Source organism: Leeuwenhoekiella polynyae (assembly GCF_004104075.1).
In the GTDB taxonomy this organism is placed as follows: domain Bacteria; phylum Bacteroidota; class Bacteroidia; order Flavobacteriales; family Flavobacteriaceae; genus Leeuwenhoekiella; species Leeuwenhoekiella polynyae.
Window position 1 is genome coordinate 193588 of record NZ_QOVK01000002.1, and the last position, 19125, is coordinate 212712.

The 19125-nt window shown below is 39.4% G+C and carries 11 protein-coding genes and 1 tRNA gene; 3 read left to right on the forward strand and 9 right to left on the reverse strand.

Features of this window, described 5'->3' with window-relative positions:
- Positions 1-2: 2 nt before the first annotated feature.
- From pdhA to porU, 4 genes are all read right to left on the reverse strand, one after another.
- Positions 3-1004 (reverse strand): pyruvate dehydrogenase (acetyl-transferring) E1 component subunit alpha, encoded by a 1002-nt coding sequence (gene pdhA / locus DSM02_RS03975; RefSeq protein ID WP_128764450.1) that lies wholly within the window; start codon positions 1002-1004, stop codon positions 3-5.
- 165 nt (positions 1005-1169) lie between these two features.
- On the reverse strand, positions 1170-1652 hold the full coding sequence (gene cdd, locus DSM02_RS03980) for a cytidine deaminase (RefSeq protein ID WP_128764451.1): 483 nt from the start codon (positions 1650-1652) through the stop codon (positions 1170-1172).
- Positions 1653-1658: 6 nt separating this feature from the next.
- The gene (gene porV / locus DSM02_RS03985) at positions 1659-2828 is read right to left on the reverse strand and encodes a type IX secretion system outer membrane channel protein PorV (protein ID WP_128764452.1); all 1170 of its coding nucleotides are present in this window, start codon (positions 2826-2828) and stop codon (positions 1659-1661) included.
- A gap of 36 nt (positions 2829-2864) precedes the next feature.
- Positions 2865-6746 (reverse strand): type IX secretion system sortase PorU, encoded by a 3882-nt coding sequence (porU, locus tag DSM02_RS03990; RefSeq protein ID WP_128764453.1) that lies wholly within the window; start codon positions 6744-6746, stop codon positions 2865-2867.
- A gap of 214 nt (positions 6747-6960) precedes the next feature.
- On the opposite strand from porU, the gene gldJ reads away from it, so the two are divergent.
- On the forward strand, positions 6961-8658 hold the full coding sequence (gene gldJ / locus DSM02_RS03995) for a gliding motility lipoprotein GldJ (RefSeq protein WP_128764454.1): 1698 nt from the start codon (positions 6961-6963) through the stop codon (positions 8656-8658).
- A gap of 69 nt (positions 8659-8727) precedes the next feature.
- On the forward strand, positions 8728-10020 hold the full coding sequence (locus DSM02_RS04000; RefSeq protein WP_128764455.1) for a UDP-N-acetylmuramoyl-tripeptide--D-alanyl-D-alanine ligase: 1293 nt from the start codon (positions 8728-8730) through the stop codon (positions 10018-10020).
- Between the two features lie 234 nt (positions 10021-10254).
- On the opposite strand, the gene DSM02_RS04005 is transcribed toward DSM02_RS04000, so the two are convergent.
- Positions 10255-10329, reverse strand: a tRNA-Val gene (locus tag DSM02_RS04005).
- Positions 10330-10520: 191 nt separating this feature from the next.
- On the opposite strand from DSM02_RS04005, the gene DSM02_RS04010 reads away from it, so the two are divergent.
- Positions 10521-11456: a sugar phosphate isomerase/epimerase family protein gene (locus tag DSM02_RS04010; RefSeq protein WP_128764456.1), complete on the forward strand. Its 936-nt coding sequence runs from the start codon at positions 10521-10523 to the stop codon at positions 11454-11456.
- A 472-nt stretch (positions 11457-11928) separates the two neighbouring features.
- Here DSM02_RS04010 and DSM02_RS04015 read toward each other — a convergent pair whose 3' ends face one another.
- The 4 genes from DSM02_RS04015 to DSM02_RS04030 form a co-directional block, all read right to left on the reverse strand.
- A complete protein-coding gene (locus DSM02_RS04015) occupies positions 11929-14091 on the reverse strand; it encodes a protein-disulfide reductase DsbD family protein (protein WP_128764457.1) in 2163 nt (720 codons plus the stop codon).
- A gap of 187 nt (positions 14092-14278) precedes the next feature.
- Positions 14279-15682, reverse strand: a complete 1404-nt coding sequence (locus tag DSM02_RS04020) for an alpha/beta hydrolase family protein (RefSeq protein WP_128764458.1) — start codon at positions 15680-15682, stop codon at positions 14279-14281.
- Complete coding sequence (locus DSM02_RS04025) at positions 15682-17691, reverse strand: TlpA family protein disulfide reductase (protein ID WP_128764459.1); 2010 nt, start codon at positions 17689-17691, stop codon at positions 15682-15684. Before DSM02_RS04025 ends, DSM02_RS04020 begins: the two co-directional genes overlap by 1 nt.
- Before the next feature lie 9 nt (positions 17692-17700).
- Entirely contained in the window at positions 17701-19116 is a 1416-nt protein-coding gene (locus DSM02_RS04030) for a RagB/SusD family nutrient uptake outer membrane protein (protein WP_240673977.1), read from the reverse strand.
- Between the last annotated feature and the right edge of the window lie 9 nt (positions 19117-19125).

A 19125-nucleotide genomic window follows, 5' to 3' on the forward strand; every position in this document is an offset into this window, starting at 1 on the left:
ATTTATTCTGGTTTATGTGCTAAAAATGGATAGTCTTCCTGCTCGTAAACTACGTCATACATAATTTCTTTATCAGGGAAATCACTCTCATCTGCAAATTTTTCGCACTCAGCAACTCGCTTTTTAACGCGCTTGTCTATTTCTTTTAATTCTTCTTCTGTAGCAAATTTCTTTTCTAACAAAATATCTTTAACCTGAGTAATCGGATCAATTTTCTGATATTCTGCTACTTCATCTTTGGTACGATACTTTTGAGCATCACTCATAGAATGACCTCTGTATCGGTATGTTTTTAACTCTAAAAATGTAGGACCATCTCCACGACGTGCGCGTGCAATTGCTTCATCAAAAGCTTCTGCAACTGCAACTGGGTTCATCGCATCTACAGGGCCACAAGGCATCTCATAACCTAAGCCTAACTTCCAAATATCTTCATGGTTAGCAGTACGTTTTACTGAAGTTCCCATCGCGTAACCGTTATTTTCTACACAAAAAACAACAGGAAGTTTCCAGTTCATCGCCATATTAAAAGTCTCGTGTAAAGAACCTTGACGCGCAGCACCATCACCAAAAAACGTTAAGGTAACTGCATCTCGCTTAAAGTATTTGTCACCAAAGGCTAAACCAGCACCTAGAGGAATCTGACCTCCTACGATACCGTGACCTCCGTAAAAACGGTGCTCTTTAGAAAAGATGTGCATAGAACCACCCAATCCCATAGAAGTACCGGTTTTTTTACCATAAAGCTCTGCCATTACGCGTTTAGGATCTTCTCCCATACCTATTGGCTGCACGTGATTACGGTAAGCGGTGATCATTTTATCCTTTGTAAGATCCATCGCGTGAAGGGCTCCTGCAAGAATAGCCTCTTGACCATTATACAAATGCAAAAATCCTCTTACTTTTTGCTGAATATAAACCTGTGCCAGTTTATCTTCAAACTTGCGCCAGAAGGACATTTCTTCATACCAGTTCAGGTATACCTCTTTTGTGATTTCTTTCATTTAAATTATAGATTTATCTATACACCAAGCCGTCTTTTTAGACGAAGAACAAAAATAGTATATTCAAGACGAAGCGTGAAAGTCTTTGCTAAAAAAATTGAGCTGTAGCAAGCAGCATTTTACAAACGCAAAAAATTGCTGATTAAATTCTAAAAAAAATGTTTTCTATAAATACTCGTGAGTAAATATAAAGGGAAGTAAGTTACGCAAGGAGTCACTTTTAAAAACCGCCCCACGCTCTCCCATAAAATAAATCACAATCGGTTGATCTTGTTTAACCTCATACTCTGCGATAGCCTGTCTGCAAGCCCCACAAGGCGGTATAGGAGTTAACGTTTCTTTATTTTGAGCTTTAGCCGAAATAGCCATCGTATTTATTTTTTGATCTGCATGATTTGCGCCGGCATAATAAATCGCGGTACGTTCTGCACAAAGACCGGATGGATAAGCTGCATTTTCTTGATTACTCCCTTTTACCACGATACCATTTTCAAGCTGAATTGCAGCACCTACGTGAAATTTTGAATACGGAGCATACGCTGCATCACGAGCCTCAAAAGCTGCACGCATCAAATCCTGAACATCCTTAGGCAACTCTTTTAGATCATCATAAGCCTCTAGCTCAGATTCAATTCTTATTTTTTTCATAGAGAATTAGTATTCTGTATACTCGTCACCAAAACTAAATGTGATCCCAAAACGCAGTGTATTCTCTAATGGGTTACGCACTTGTGTTGTAGAAAACAAATAGGAAACATCAATATCTATAGCCGTATATTTAAACCCTAAACCAAGGGTTGCGAACTTACGGGCACCCTTTAAATCACTCTCATTAAAATATCCTGCTCTAAAAGCAAACACATCATCATATTTATATTCTGCACCTAAAGACCAAGTTACCTCTTTTAGCTCTTCACCAAAACCGTTGGGTGCATCGCCAAAGGACTGAAACATCCCTTCAAAGAAACCAATGTTATTATATTCCTCACTATCAGAACCATCAATCACACCGTCTCCATTAAAATCTTGAGGTGATGGCACCAGTAATTTATTAAATTCAAGTCCCACAGCAACGACATTATAGGCATCTAAAATAAAATCGAAACCACCACCTATACGCAGATTGGTAGGAATAAAATTTTCTTGTCCGGCTTCGTCATATTTAATTTTCGGACCAATGTTTGAAATATTAAAACCTCCCCGCCAGCGACCATTAAAATCGTTATAAGTAATCTCTTCAGACTGATAATACCCTGCAATATCAACACCTACAGATCCTGCTGCACTTGCATCTTCATCATTAATCTGAAGTTTTAAATTACTGCGTAAATACCTTCCGGCAACTGCCATAGAAAAACGATCACTCAATTTTAATGCGTACGATAAATCAAGTGTGAATTCATTCGGACTTAAAATCAACGGGTTTTCTAATTCTGCTTGTGAAGGATTGCTGCTCTGTATAGATTCTATATCACCAAGACTGAAATAACGCAGACTTCCTCCAAAGGCGCTACGCTCATTAATACGATTATAATAGGTTACCTGACCTAAGAATATATCATCTACTATCTGACTTAAATATGGCGTGTAATTGAACCCTACTCCTTGCTGCTGCTCAATAAATGCATATTTAGCCGGATTCCACTGTTGAGAATACGCATCAGGACTAGTTGCTACCCCTTGATCGCCTAAACCCGCCGCACGTGCATCAGCCGCAATACTTAGAAAAGGAACACCTGTAGTTATAGGGCGACCTTCAACTTCCTGAGCTTGTAATTGCTGAAGAGAAATAAAACAAAATAAAAAGAGTAACGTTTTTTTCATTAAAGAAGCGTCTTTTGACAAATATAAATTAAAAGCCTACAGAATGACTAATTTCTCAAACTTTTCAACTTTCTTATTCGTTAACGTAGATTTCACGGTAATCTTATATACATAAACGCCTTTTCCTATTTTTTGACCAAAATCATCAAGACCATCCCAAGTGATCTCACGAGATAAAAAACCGGTAGTTGTAACCAACTGATTTATGGTCTTTACTACTTTACCTGTCACAGTAAAAATCTGAACTTGAACTTCTAATGGCTCGTAAGGACGGTTGTGATTGAACCAAAACTCGGTATAATTCACAAATGGATTGGGATAATTAAGCACGTGCTCCAATTTTAATTCTTCATCACCTGCGACTACAAATTGAAGATCTGCAGTAGAAGAATTATTATACGTATCCCAGGCAATTACAGTCACGGTGTGCAAACCGGGCTCCAGATCGCGCAACGTTCGTAAAGCCCTTCCCAAGTTAAAATTATCGACATCGCTCTCATAAAATTCATTGAGAATAATGGGGTTTTCTTCATCTCCATCTATAATCGCGATCAAGTCATGTCCTATTCCACCTGCTGTATTGATTCCGTTTTCATCTTCTAGTTTTATGAGAAGTGTAGGCGACGTATTGGTCACCCCTCCATTCACAAAATTCTCATCATTCATATACAAATTGATCAGCGGCCCTTCATTATCATCAGGCGCATTTTCATTCAAACCACCCACTATTACCTGCTCGTTAGCTCCCGCTTGATCCTCAACAACTCCTGTTCGTTTACTGTAAAAATTTACTCTACCGGTCCCCAACGGAATCGCAGCATCTTTCGGAACAACAAATTCAAAATCAAAAACACCATTTTTAACACTAGCCTTACCTCGATACAAGATTGCACCTAACGCTTTAAAGTTTAGAATTAACAAATTTCCGTTAGCATCTGTCGTACCATCATTACCCAGCGTTTGCCGCTCAATATATTTGTCATAGACCGTCGCAGAAAGTTCTCCGTTATAACCCGATATGCGCTGGCCATTTAGACCAACAACTTCACCACTCATTTTAATTCGGCTTAAAGCCTTTAATGTATCTACTTGTTGCGTTATAGGTATATCATTAATAGCTGTCAATCGGATATCGGGATCTGCAAACGCCAGCTTCATCGCAGGATCCCCTATAAAAAAGATAACCCGGCGATTATCATCGTTGATTTGATTTTTTGTTTCTCTGAGGTTTTCTGCGACACTTTTTATTTCATTTGTTCCGAAGGAAAAAAGATTGGATGCCAATTGCCTATTAAAATTCACTCCCAATCTCACCGAAATTTCACGTGTTGTCGCCACCAGACCAACTGCACCTCCGTTAGCATTCCATAACAATTCTTCTCCCGCAGCTGTACGGTTAGGATTATCAAAACGAGTAAACTCACAGGTAACCGTCACAATCACCGGCAGTTTGTCTTTATTATTTAGATTTCGGGCATTTTCACGTGTGAAAATAAATTCTGAAGCTAATGTGTTTTCGCCTCCGTGTCCCAAATAAGTCATCACCAGAGAGCCTGCTTCAAGCGCAGTTATGATCGCTTCATTAACTTCAGGGTACCGATCACCACCTGCAGAGGACTGTTGCTGATAACTGTCACTATGTATTTTCTTGACATTTATAAAGGGCTTCTCTTCCTGAATTTGATCCCCAAGCGCATCAATAGTAGATTCTAATTCTGTAAACTCCCATAGAAGATCTACGTCATCTGATACTAAAACAAAATCATTATGCCACCGACCCAGCGATGCCTGACTATCATAATTTATAATTTTTGAAATCACCTGATCAGCAAGTTGAGGCGTATCAGCAAGGATTCTACCCACTGCAACATCAAGGCGATCAGAACCTCCGCTACCAGCCGGACTGTTATTCTCTATAATTCCTTCTGCTGCATCTAAAGAACCAAAATAATCATCACTCATATACGATTGAGACTGCGAAAAACTATAATAAGTATTGAAGGTGGGCACAATATTATTGTTGCCAGCCACACGGTCTTTATAATCAAAAGAAGCATCTCCCAGCAGGCACAAATATTTCAGACGGTTTTCTGATGAAGATGCATTCTCATAAACATAGCGTACTAGATTTCGAATAGCACCAATATCTTGCTTACCAGAACTAAACTCATTGTAAATCTCGTTAAGCGTTACAACCCGAACCCGAAGTCCGCGATAGGTTCTGTTATGATCAGCCAAACGTTGTGCCTGAGATCGCAATGCAGCTGAAGTAACGATCAGATAATCTACATCTTGAAAGCTTCCGTTTTTCTGAAAAATGCTTCCTTTAATATTTTGATTTGCAACTAAAGCATTTCCATTTTCTCGCTTCGGAATATAAAAATCATTAGGATTTACAGCGACATACTTTCTTTCTGCTCCTAACTGTGCTTTGAATGAAAAATCTGCGGAGTTGTTTTCATTAGCCACCGAAGCAATAGCGCTTCTAGCTGTAACATCCCATACTTCTGAAAATTCTGCGGCATTTGAGAATTGATACACTCCTACCCCGGAAACTGTAGCAGCTTCTGCATTAGAGAAACCAAATTGACTACCATAACCCGAAAGCCTGCAGGTTGCTCCAAGTGCTATAAAATCTAAATATCCCACACTTGAAGGATTTCCATTATTATTATAATTGAGCGAGACCGTGAGCTGATCTCCAGAAGTAGTTACAGCAGGGCTGGACGCACTTCTATAGAAGCTGTCATAAGAAGCATCTCGTGCCAAAATCGATTCATCAATAGGCAAAAGACTCAGATTTGCTACAGACACACCATTCAACCGGACCGCAAAAGAAGTCTGCGATTCTGAAATAGCCGCTACATAAATACGCAATGAAACTGGCTCATCTGCAACACGGTTGGGAAATTCAAAAACAAATTCCTGTTCATTTTCAATATCAAAATGCTCACCAAACCAACGCCGTCCCAGATTGAGTAAATTCTCCCGATCGAACTCGTGAAATTGATAGGTATCATAAGTCGTGATAACCTGTGTAGCGGGAGCATCGGGTTGCTGCATATTCTGAACACGCAAACCAGCACCACCATCTGCCGTAATAAAATAATAAGACTTATCATCGTACGCGTTAACATGTGTCAAACTCTCTGCGTTAAATTGCAGTGTACCTTCACCATACAATAGTATGAAGTCTTCAGAATCAAAACTACCGTCTTCCCCACCTACTACTTTTATTGCATTTTCCTGGGGATCAAAAACGGTATTATCCCCATTTAATAGCGGTAACATTGCCCCACCATCACCATATATTTTTAAATTTTGTGGATTTATAGCATTGACCTCCATCCCAAGATCACGCAAAAAATCACGATCAATTTTAAAAACCCCAGTGGTATCCACATAAAATTTATAAAACCTTCCTGATTCAAAAATTGAATTTGAAAGCACTGGAGATTTCGATTGATTTATCCTAAAGGTTTGGGCTGTACTGTAAGAAATTGTAAATGAAGTGACACGTTTTACAACACCATCAGATTTTATAATTGGTGAAAAACTAAATTCAAAGAAACCCATTCCGCGGGCATTTGAGTTCCTGGTTTTCAGCTTGTGTGCTTCAGGTATTAATTCTGACTTCAGACTTAAAAGCGTTTGAGAATTTACACGCTCATAAACTATATCTTGCAGCCTCACGGAATTTAGATCTATAGCTCCTTCAGCCTTCCACCTATTTAAATATCGAATTCCGGTAACCGGGGAATAGCTAAAGTTTGCTTCTTCAAAACCGGGCACGAGTAAAGGCTGCTCAATGGTAGAAACATTCACGTTTTCACTCCAGCTCACCGCAAACTGTTTCTGTTGCGCCACAAGGAGAAACAAATTAAAGATTGAAAAAATAAAGACCAATAAATGTTTCATTCTGCAGAAAATCTCCTTTAATCAAGATTAGAAATTAAAACTAACATAAAGCTTTTAAATCAGACAGGTATACTAAAGCGAATTGAGTTTCGTTTAAAAACCGTGTAACCTCCTGAATCAACAGGATTAACAAGTTGCAAAAGTTATTATTTTGTTGCAAATTGGGCTCTTTATAGTATATTGCAGTCCCAAATCTTCTTAAGAATTTATACCTATGAACAGGAATCTAGTGTTTAAAACGCTTGCTTTCAGCCTCTCAACAATGCTATTGGTAAGCTGTGGTCGCAACGGCAAAGACTACAAGAACAGCTCTCGAGCTACAGGCTGGAGCATTAATGACAGAGATGGAGGTTTTCAGGCTAATACAGATTACAAAGAGCAAGAAGCAGCTCCCGGTCTAATATTTATTGAAGGTGGAACCTTTACAATGGGTCGCGTTCAGGATGATGTAATGCACGATTGGAACAATACACCTACCCAGCAACACGTGCAGTCTTTTTATATGGACGAGACAGAGGTTACAAACCTTATGTATTTAGAATACTTAGACTACCTCAAACGAGTATTCCCTCCCGAAGAAGCAAACTACAGAAACATATATTACGGTGCACTGCCAGACACATTAGTATGGAGAAACCGTCTAGGTTTTAACGAAACAATGACTGAAAATTACCTGCGTCATCCAGCTTATGCTCGTTACCCTGTGGTAGGAGTAAGTTGGATTCAGGCTGTAGAGTTTAGCACATGGAGAACAAACCGCTATAATGAATTTGTTCTTGAAGAAGAAGGTTACACTCAAAAAGGCGCAAAATACAATGTAGATGCTCAGTCTACTTTTGACACAGATACTTATTTACAGGCTCCCAGCCTTACTTATGGAGGTCAGGATGATGTCATACGCGGTGGTAGAGCCTCACAACAAAGAGAAAAAAATAACACCCCAAGACCTAATCCTAACAATCCAGGAGGAAATCCAGAAGCTAAAGACATCTATGTACAGATGAAAGACGGTATTATTTCTACTACAAAATACCGTCTACCTACCGAAGCAGAATGGGAATATGCTGCTTTAGGATTAGTAGGACTTAGAGAATACAACGTATATCGCGGAAGAAAAAAATATCCTTGGGATGGTGCTTACACCCGTTCTGGAAACAGAAAGACACGTGGTGATCAATTGGCAAACTTTAAGCAAGGTGATGGTGATTATGGCGGTATTGCCGGTTGGTCCGATGACAACGCAGACATTACTGCAGAGATCAAATCTTACGAGCCTAACGATTATGGTTTATACGATATGGCTGGTAACGTTTCAGAATGGGTTGCTGATGTATACAGACCGATTGTAGACGATGAGTTTAACGACTTCAACTACTACAGAGGTAACGTATATACTAAAAACGCAATTAATGAAGATGGTACTGTAAAAGTATTGACTACAGAAGATATTGTTTATGATACTTTAGAAAACGGAAAAATAGTTGCTCGCAATCTACCAGGTGAGATTTTACAAGTAGCGGTTGATGAGGAAGAAACCTATTTAAGAACACAATTCTCAGAAAGCGACAACCGTAACTTTAGAGATGGTGACAAGCAATCTTCCAGATATTATCAGAGCTTTTCAGATACTGACAATCCTAATGATCGTATGTATGATTCACCGATCAATAAAATCTCTGCCGGAGAAAACGGCTTAAACAAAGAATATGATAAGCAAAACGACCGCACAACACTTATAGACGACGAAGTGCGCGTATATAAAGGTGGTTCTTGGAGAGATCGCGAATATTGGTTAGATCCTGCACAGCGCAGATACTTACCTCAAACTATGGCTACTGACGATATTGGTTTTAGAAATGCCATGTCTCGCGTAGGTTCTAAATCTACAAAAAACAAAACTCCTCGCAACTAACGAGAATATTTTATAATATTGAAACGCCCTTAGCATTCAGCTTCGGGCGTTTTTTTATTCCTTGTAACTATGACTATTCAAGACCTACACGCACTGTTTTTAAAAAGCAAAGGGGTAACCACAGATACCCGCAAGATCGAGCCTAATGCTATTTTTTTCGCGTTAAAAGGAGATAATTTCAATGGCAATGAATATGCTTCAGAGGCCTTAAATCTTGGTGCTTCTTACGCTGTAGTTGATGAGGAAATCTATCAAACAGAAAAACGCATAATTCTGGTTGAAGATGTTTTAAAAGCACTTCAAAATCTCGCCTATACACATCGAAAATTTTTAGATATCCCAATAATCGCATTAACCGGTAGTAACGGAAAAACAACTACAAAAGAATTAATTAATGCTGTTTTATCTAAAAAATTTAAGACTGTCGCAACCCTAAGGAATCTCAATAACCATATTGGTGTTCCGCTTACCTTGCTAGCGATGAACTCAACAACAGAGCTTGGTATCGTAGAGATGGGCGCCAATCATATAGGCGAAATTGCCGAGTTAGCTGCAATTGCTGCACCAGATTTTGGCTACATCACAAACTTCGGTAAAGCCCATTTAGAAGGCTTCGGTAGTGTTGAAGGAGTGATCAAAGGAAAAAGCGAATTGTACAATTATTTAATAGACCACAAAGGTTCCTTGTTTCTAAACACAGACGACGCTATTCAGGAAAAAAAGATTGGCTCGACTCACACATTTACTTTTAGCGCTACAGCAGACGCCGATGTTAAGATAGAATATCAACGCGCTCAACCTTTCGCAAAAATTCGGTTTAACTATCAAGATGTAAAAAGTCAACTTATTGGTCAATACAACGCAGTAAACCTTGCCGCGGCAGCCACTATAGGTGTTTTTTTTAAAGTAGGTGATGATCAGATTATTGATGCTTTAGAAAGCTACATACCCTCTAACAACCGGTCGCAAATCATAAAAAAAAATCATCTAACAATTATTCTTGATGCCTACAATGCAAATCCAACAAGCATGGAAGCTGCAGTATTGAATTTTGCTAATCTTGAAGGCAAATATAAAATCGCCTTTCTGGGAGATATGTTTGAGCTTGGGCAAACTGCTGCAGTGGAGCATCAGAAAATTGCAGATTTAACAGCTGAGCTAGGACTGGAAAATATAGTGTTTCTGGGCGAAAACTTTAAAAATACTTCAACCCCTAACTACCAGTTTAAAAATCTTAAAACACTTCAGGAAAATGGTTTTCCTCAAAACATTAAGGAATCACTAATGCAAGAAGCAACTATCTTAATTAAAGGATCTAGAGGCATGCGTCTGGAAGGAATTTTAGACATGCTAACGGTATAAACTAGAAATGAGCCTATAAAGCCCCTAATTCTTTATAAGCCCATTTTAACAAAAATCTAAATTCTCACGAATTTACTAAAATCAAACCCTCACCCTTGACAATGAATTTCGATTTCAATTGCAATATAGAGCTGAAAGACAAGCTATGAAATACCCGATATCAGGTATATTTTAAAAAACCTTCAGATCAAGCTGTATAAACAAAAACCGCTTTTCGATTGAAAAGCGGTTTTGTGGGATATACTGGATTCGAACCAGTGACTTCCACGTTGTCGACGTGACACTCTGAACCAACTGAGTTAATATCCCTTAAAGCCCGCAAATCTAATCAAGTAATTGCATTGCTCCAAGATAATTGTCAATTCATATCATTTTATAATTCTTTAATTTTTTGGCAGATTTTTTTAAATTCAATAAAATTTGAATATTAAAATTCATTAAATCAAAATCTAAGCTACTAGGAAAAACTTATTTTTAAACAATTAACTAAACACACACTCATGAAAACCCCTCTTTTAAAAATTAGAAGTTTAAAATTTGTAGGTGCATTTATAGCTTCTGCTTTACTTTTTTCTTGTGGAGATCAAAAGAAAAAAGATTCCAAAACTACAGGAGAAGCTACTCAGGACACTATTAGTGAATCAGCTAGCTTTGGTGGACTTGCACTATACACCTTGCGCGATGCGATGGCTGAAGACGCTAAAGGCACATTAAAAACTGTAGCGACTGATGGTTACTTAAATATTGAAGCTGCAGGATATGACAATGGCCTTTTTTACAAGATGACTCCGGCTGATTTTAAATCCTTTGCTGAAGGGATTAATTTACACCCGGTAAGCACACATCAAGGTTCAGTTACACTAGAAAATGCTGATAAAATGATAGCTGATGTAAAAGCCGCAGGATTTGAATATTTTGTAATACCTGTTCCTCCTATGGGCATGTTCACGTTTAATGCTGAATCTATGACAATGGGTATGGACGGCACTCCTGAAAAACTGGCGGACATATTAAGTACTTTAGGTAAAAAATGTGATGAAGCCGGTTTAAAACTAGTTTATCATAATCATGATTTTGAGTTTAAAAAAGGAGAAGATGGAGTCCCTTTAATTGACTACTTATTAGAAAATACAGATCCAGAGCTTGTAAACTTTCAGATGGATTTATACTGGGTAACTAAAGCTGGTGCAGATCCAGTTGCTTATTTTGAAAAGTACCCGGGAAGATTTAAGCTCTGGCATGTAAAAGATATGGATAACGAAGGACGGTTTGCTCCTGTAGGACAAGGCTCCATTGATTTTGCTCGAATACTTGCAGAAAAAGAAAAGTCTGGAATGCAATACTATTTCGTAGAGCAAGATCAAACCTTTAATCACACTCCATTAGAAGCTATTAAAATAAGTCACAAAGGTTTAGAGGAACTAGGCTTTAATTAATCTGCATTTTTGAACTTTAAAAGGGGCTTTTTTCTAGTTAGAAGAAAGCCCCTTTTTATTAATATTCAAGTATTAACTATAAAAAATAAACTAAGAAAAGATGCTCCTGTTACACTAGCGTTAAGAATAAACAAAAATTCACGCTAAATCATTTTTTTTAGTTGCTGCTGAACGAATTAAAAGCAAATACAATCACGCCCTCTGCACCTAAGCAGCCAAACCTTAGCCTTCTACCATATGACATTGAGGAGTTTTAAAAACTAAATCCTCGTAGACAAAAAACGCTGATTGCAGAAGTAAAGCAAAGAAGGAAGTAGGGTGTTAGCAAATCACTCAAAGAAAGGTATTGATTTTTGGACCTATATCATTTTAAGGAAAACAAAACCTAAAAATTGCGAGATATAGATAAAGCGTTTGGTGAAAAAACTTTCTATTCAGTTCACCTTAACCAGAACACACTCAAAATTACAAATCAATTGCTGTAATTATTTACCCCCGCTTTCAACCAACTTAAATACGATTCCATATCAGGATCATAAGCAGTGGGCTGATTTAGGTTTTTGCCTTCATTATCGACCAGCACATAAAACGGCTGAGCATTCGCTTTATAATGTTTGATCTGAAAATCACTCCACTTATTGCCTATCGTCTTAATTTTCTTTCCTGTAGTTCCTGAAACATATTGCTCCGCTTCAGGAAGCTCTTTTTTATCATCAACATAAAGCGAAATCAGTACCAGATCATCCCGCAGCACTTGCTGAACCTGAGGTTCTGGCCATACCCGCTCTTCCATCTTGCGGCAGTTTACACAGGCATATCCTGTAAAATCGAGCATCACCGGCTTGTTTACCTTTTTAGCATAGGCCATCCCAGCTTCATAATCTTTAAACGTAATAAGATCTAAAGGCCCCAATTCTGCATGATCAGGAAGCTCTATAGAAGTGCCTGCAACCCCTTTGCTATTCCCTACACCATAAGGAGACTCGCTATACTGCGTGGGTGGTGGGAAACCACTGATCCATTGCAGGGGCGCTCCCCAAAGACCCGGAATCATATACACCACAAAAGCCAAAACAAAAAGCCCCAAACCCAGCCTGCCTACCGAGATGTGCGGTAAAGGACTATCGTGCGGTAGCGTAATTTTACCAAATAAATACAACACCAAACCTCCAAAAATGGCAATCCAAACCGCTAAAAAGGTCTCCCGTTCTAACAAATGCAACTGAAGAACCAAATCGGAATTGCTTAAAAATTTAAAGGCCAAAGCAAGCTCTAAAAATCCTAAAACTACTTTAACCGTATTGAGCCAACCTCCAGATTTGGGCAACGAGTTTAACCAACCGGGAAAAGCGGCAAACAAGGCAAACGGCAAGGCAATTGCAGATGAGAAACCCAGCATCCCAACTATAGGTGCAATCCCTCCTTTTGAAGCCGCCTCAACCAATAAGGTTCCTACAATGGGGCCGGTACAGGAAAAGGAGACGATGGCTAGTGCCAATGCCATAAAAAAGATCCCTACCAGACCACCGCGATCTGCCTGTGAATCTATTTTGGTTGCCCAGGAACTGGGAAGCATAATTTCAAAAGCTCCCAAAAACGAAAAAGCAAAAACAAGAAGTAATCCAAAAAAGATCAAATTGAACCAAACATTGGTCGATAATGCATTGAGCGCATCTGCACCAAAAATACCGACCACAACAGATCCTAAAACCACATAGATCACAATAATAAACAACCCGTAGAGCAAGGTATTTTTAATACCGCTGGCGCGGGTTTTACTTTGTTTGGTAAAAAAACTCACCGTCATAGGTATCATCGGGAACACACAAGGTGTCAACAACGCAGCAAAACCTCCTAAGAAACTTAGGATAAAAATAGACACCAGATTACGAGAATCTGCAGCTTCTGCTTCCTGTTCTGCAACGCCATCTTTAGTTTTCGTAAGAATTGTATTAGGGTTTTCAACTGCCTGATCTCCTTTTTCTTTTAAAGCTACTGTATCAGTATCACGCTGTTCAGTTGGTTCATTTACTGCCACATCATCTTGCTCTTGAGCATCAACAATTTCAGCTTTGGTAGGTTCCTCCTTGAGAGCGTCCTCATTTTTAGAAGCGGTCTGCAGTTTACCTTCTGCTTCGGGAGTTTTTTGCACGGGTTTTACGTCTACCTTTTTAACGGATGCCGCTGCCGCTTCTAGTTTAAAAACAACCTCTTTTACGGTGGGAGGCAAACAACTTTCATCATTACACACCATAAACTCTATAGAGGCCATAATTGTAAAAGCGTCAGCTGTTTTGCGTTCTATAACCTGTTTGAATTCGGCAGAATCTGAGAAATAGGTAATGCGCATCTCAAAGATAGGATCATTTACCGTATGGCCTTTTGGTTCAGAAACAGATCCGTTGAGTTCATAAGAGTCACTAGGAGTGAATTCAAAATGAGTAGGAACAGGACCGCCTTCTGGTACGTTTTGAGAATATAAATGCCAGCCAGGTTCTATGCTTGCATTAATACGTAAAGCATAATGGGTGTCGTCTATTTTTTGAACAGCGGGGTTGAAAGAAACCGGATCGTAGATTTGACCCTGTGCAAGAGAAACAATTAAAAAAAAGATACCCGTGATAAATAGTCTCATCGATAACATAGTTTTTTGAGTAAACTACTTCGGGGCAAGTCCACGAAGCATTAAATGGAACAATTCATTTTTAGAACAAGACAAGTCTCGAAGCATTTAAATCTCGATTATCGAGTACAATGGATTCCTATAGTTTAGACGTAAACTATAACTAAAAACCCTATAAATTTTCCGCTTTTATTTTCAATTACTTATTACAATCCCTGTATATATCACAAATCCACTGCGTAATATCTTCTAAAACTTCCGGCGCAAAAACCTCATCAACCGTACTTATTTCCTGAGAAGTGCAGGTAGTGCAATGTTGATACATATGGTTCAGTCCCGGATAAATATGGGTAGTCACCACAGGAGCATTAATCAGATTTTCTTTGAAGGAAGCTACATTCTCAGAAGCCGGAACAAAAATATCAGCATCTCCATTTAGGATAAGAACTGGAACCTCTATTTTGGGCAAATAGTCTTTCGGGTCATACTGGATCATTTCTTTATAGGCTTTGGTTTTTGCGCTGTTAAAAAAGCGGTAAATCAAGGTCTGGTCTCTACCGTCGGTCAATTGCAACGCGTTAAGGCTTGTCGTACTTTTATCTTGTATCCAGTTTTTTACCTGGCTTTCCAATTCCGTTTTAAGGCTGTCAGGTTCCTGATTATCATGGACGGTTTTAAACAACTCGCGGTATAGATCCATTTGCAGGTTGACCAAACTGTCGGGCATTTTAGAAGCTTTTAAAATAGCTGTGTTTTGTAAATCCAGGATTTTTAGCCCTGAAACCCCTACGCCCGAAAGGCTTACCATAAACCGTACATCCTTATTTTGTGAAGTGAGCCGGGAAGCCACTACTCCACCTTCGCTATGACCAATTAATCCTATAAACCGGCTATCAATATCCTCACGGGATTTTAAATAGTCGAGTGCTTCACGTGCATCAGCTGTAAAATCACTAATTCCGGCAGTTTCAAAATTCCCGGTAGTGCTACCCGTTCCGCGGTCGTCCATTCGAAAGGAGGCGATTCCGTTACGGGCTAAAGCATCTGCCAAAACTGTAAAAAACTGGTGCCCACTGTAGGTATAATTGCGGTCTTGCCGGCCGGTACCATTAAGCAGTATCGCCAAAGGATAATGCTCCTTATCATTTGGTATTACCAAAGTCCCTCCATAGTCAATACCTGTTTTTTTTCCGCTAAATAGAAGTTCGGTGCTCGCATAAGGTAAGTCTCCCTTGGGATGTTGGGGATAGCTGTGCGGTTGCAACGCATTTACCCGATCAAATTGAATCGGGTATTTTCCTTCATAATTAGAAAATACGACCATAAACGTAGTGTCTAATTGAGAAGCAATCTTCAATTCTAAATTAAAGTCCTCATTTTTTAAGGTCAGACTATCACCAAAATAGTTTTGCTGAAGCGGAAGCCGGTTGTAATAATATTCCGGACTGCTTAAAAAGAATGAATCTTTAGCATTTTGATTTTGACTTTTCTCCAGGAGCAAACGTTTGGCGTGGTATTGACCCTGCCATAAACTTTGCCCCCAGGAAAGTCCGGTGCCTAAACTTAAAAGCACTAGTATAATGTGAATTCTCCTTAAAGTCATTAGGATTTAGATTCAGCCTTCAAATAATCAACCAGGGTTTTGATCTCATCTGCTAAGGCACTGGGACTACCTTCATATCCGGTAGAGCGCCACCTCAGATAACCATCCTGATCTATGATCATTTTCTGTGGAATTCCTGAAAACTGAAATGCTTTTGCATACTTTGTGTAAACCATTTCGGGCTTGCCGTTTTCCGGATTAACCGCATCGTATAGCACCTCAAAGGGATACTCTTTTTCCTCGATAAAAGAAACTGTTTTGGTCTTGTAATCCTTCACATATTCCTGCGTATCCAGAAAGTAAAACTTCACATTTGTATCATCAGCATAATGATCTACGGCCATTTTCATCCCCGGCATCGCCTTTTTGCAAGGCGCACACCAAGTTGCCCACATATCGATCACCACGATTTTGCCCAGCTGATCTTTGAGATTAACCATGCCTCCGTACGAACTTTCCAAAGAAAAATCTTCGATTGGCTTTTTGATCAATTGGGTCAATAGCGCCTCCTTCTCTTTCTGATTTTCGGCACCGGTTTTAAGACTGGCTACATACTCGTCAAAACCAGACACTTCTTTCCCTGATTTGAGATATTCCTCCTTTAAAACCTGGAGCATTTCGGGAGATGCATTGTTGTGTCTTAAACAACCTGCAATAAAGCTTACCGCTTCATCCATTTTGTTCTCACGTACCAGGAGCTGGGTGTATAGCGCATTGTATTCCGTATTCTCATACTTCAATAAGGCTGCTATTTTATCTAAATAATAGGCCTCACACTTATATTCTCTTTGCTGGTGTAAAATCTTTGCATAAGTGAGGTATTCTGAAGCTGCTGCTTTTAAAGCCATCGCTTTCCACTGGTTTGGAGAAAGTTTTCCACGATACGCTTTGGGAACTTCCTGTTCCCGACTTTCAATCTCCGGAAAGATACGTTCTGCAAATACCTGCAAGCTATCTGGCGACATGCTCTCATTGGTATAAGGGATACTCACTAAATGCCAGGCATAATCTACCAGATTCGTATATGATGCACTTTTTAAATTATCAAAGACAAAACTATAATCCTTATTTTCTACGATATAGGTGTAGGCTATACTGCGGTATAATTTATCGTAGTAAAGCTCTTCGGTTGTCGTATTAATATCCTCAAATTTTTCTTCCGGAAATTGCTTTAGAAAAACATTGTACGCCTTTACACGCTTGTCAAGATCCGCTTCGCGGAATAGTTTCTTGATTGCGCGATCCCTGGCAAGAACACCATCGGGGTATTTGGAAAGTAACGCGTTTTCTACAGAATCAACGTAAGTCTCATTTCGCGAGATTAATTCAAGACTGCGTTGCACATCATACTGTTGTTTTAAATCAAGCGCCGGAAGACTCAAAATATAGTTGAGTTCTTCTTTGATGCGTCCGGTTTGATCTTCGGCTTTGGTACGTTGCAGCAAACGCAAACCGGGATAAAAAATATGCGATCTGCTGGAAGGATTATCCCGTATCTCATTATTAAGCCACATTAAAGTGACAGGATCTTCAATAAAAGACAGGGAGTCTAATTGTTGCGGAAAATCTTCATTGATATTTGGATTACGCATAATTCCCCAGCCCGAATACGAACCGGGAGCATTATTGATCATCCAGGAATAGGTATTTGCACCACCGCGGTCAAATGTACCTTTTGCGTAGAACACGCAGTTTATAAGGGCAATACCCGGCTCTAATTTCAGTTGTCCCTGCCATTTATTATCGTTGGTTTGCTCAAGATTTAAGTCTTTAACATTCCATTGAAAATCTGCATAGGTATAAACAACAGCGGTAAGGCTATCGCGGTTTTTGAGAGGTGTTTGTGAAGCATCATAGCTTAATGTAACCAGATCTCCCCCTTTGGGAAATCTGGGTTCTACACTAAATACTTCCTCCTGATCTTGTCCCCAAAGGTTACCCGTAAAGGCAAGGCTAATTAAAAGGAGTGCAAAAACCGGTATTATTTTAAATACATTGAATAATCTCATAGTTCTAGCTTATGGGTTTTGTTCCAAGTTAGGTGCGTATTGAAATAAGCTGGAAGCAAAAGGAAACTGATAACGATCTCCACCGGGTTCAAGGGTGTATATCTCATCAACATAGCGATGCGTAATGGTTTTAGCAAAACGCGGATCTTTATTAAGTCGCTTAAGGTCAAACCAACGGAAACCACCCTTTGCCATTAACTCCTTACGTCGCTCTTCTAGTACTTTAACCAACGCTTCATCTGCATTTACTGCATTAAGTGGCACATAATCTTCAGCCTTAAATCTCGCTTGACGTAGCGTATTGATACTGGTCATAGCTGCGTCAGTATCGCCAGCACGGGCTTCTCCTTCTGCCTTAATGAGTAACAGTTCTGGTACGGTAGGTCCTGCATTACGGGTCTCTCCCGTAAGAAGTGCCACACAATAGGCCCTTCCGCCGCTAACCTGATCATAAGTCATTTCACTTATAGGCCGTGTATATAACTGATAGCGTAAATCTTCTTCCTCAAAGCTATTTAGCAATTCATCATTTAAAGTAAGTAAGGAAGGTGCATAAACATAGGAACTGACGCTCTTTTTAGATAAGATCAATTCGGGGTTTTCAATACGTCTTGGCCAGCCTGAATCCGGAGTATCTATATAGTCCTCCATATTTAGTAAGCTGCTTTGTAAACTCAAAGCACTTTCAGCCTCAGCCTGAGCTTCGGCATAAAGTCCCATATACAAATACGTACGGGCAAGTAACGCGTGTGCACTGGCTAATGATGGGAAACCTACCTCGATCCCGGTACGCTTAGCGGGAAGCCCACCAGCAATAGCTTGTTGTAGATCACTTACAATCTGATCGTAAACTTCTTTAACGCTGGCTCGGGTTATATTTTCGGTTACCGTAGGCTCTGTAAACATCGGAATTCCCAAATCTGTTTCGGAGGTTTCTGCGTCATAAGCTTTTCCAAAAATATTTACCAAATCCAGAAAGACATACGCTCTATGCACCAAAGCTTCAGCCTGTAGGGAGGCCTTTTCTGCTTCGGTTCCATTATTGCTGGTCAGTACTTCTGTAATCACTACATTGGCTGTATAAAGCCCTTCATACATTACGATAAGATCATTATCTGTATCACCTGTATAATAAATGGAATCGCCCCATTTATAGGTTTCTTTAAAAGGACGGTAAAAATCTGATGTCCCATAATTATTTTCAAAAAAGCTTGAATAGTTTTCTCTCATCCCGATATCATCAGAGGCTACATCTACCAAACTGTAAGAGGCATCAAAGATTGCAGTCTGATTTAAAAGATACCGGTAATTTTCGGTCTCCTCGGGATACAGGCGGCCTTCGGTTTTGATGTCTACATAATCATCGCAGCTTACAAAAGCCACACTTATTAAGAGAAACAGGATATATAAAGAATGTTTTTTCATAATCATCAA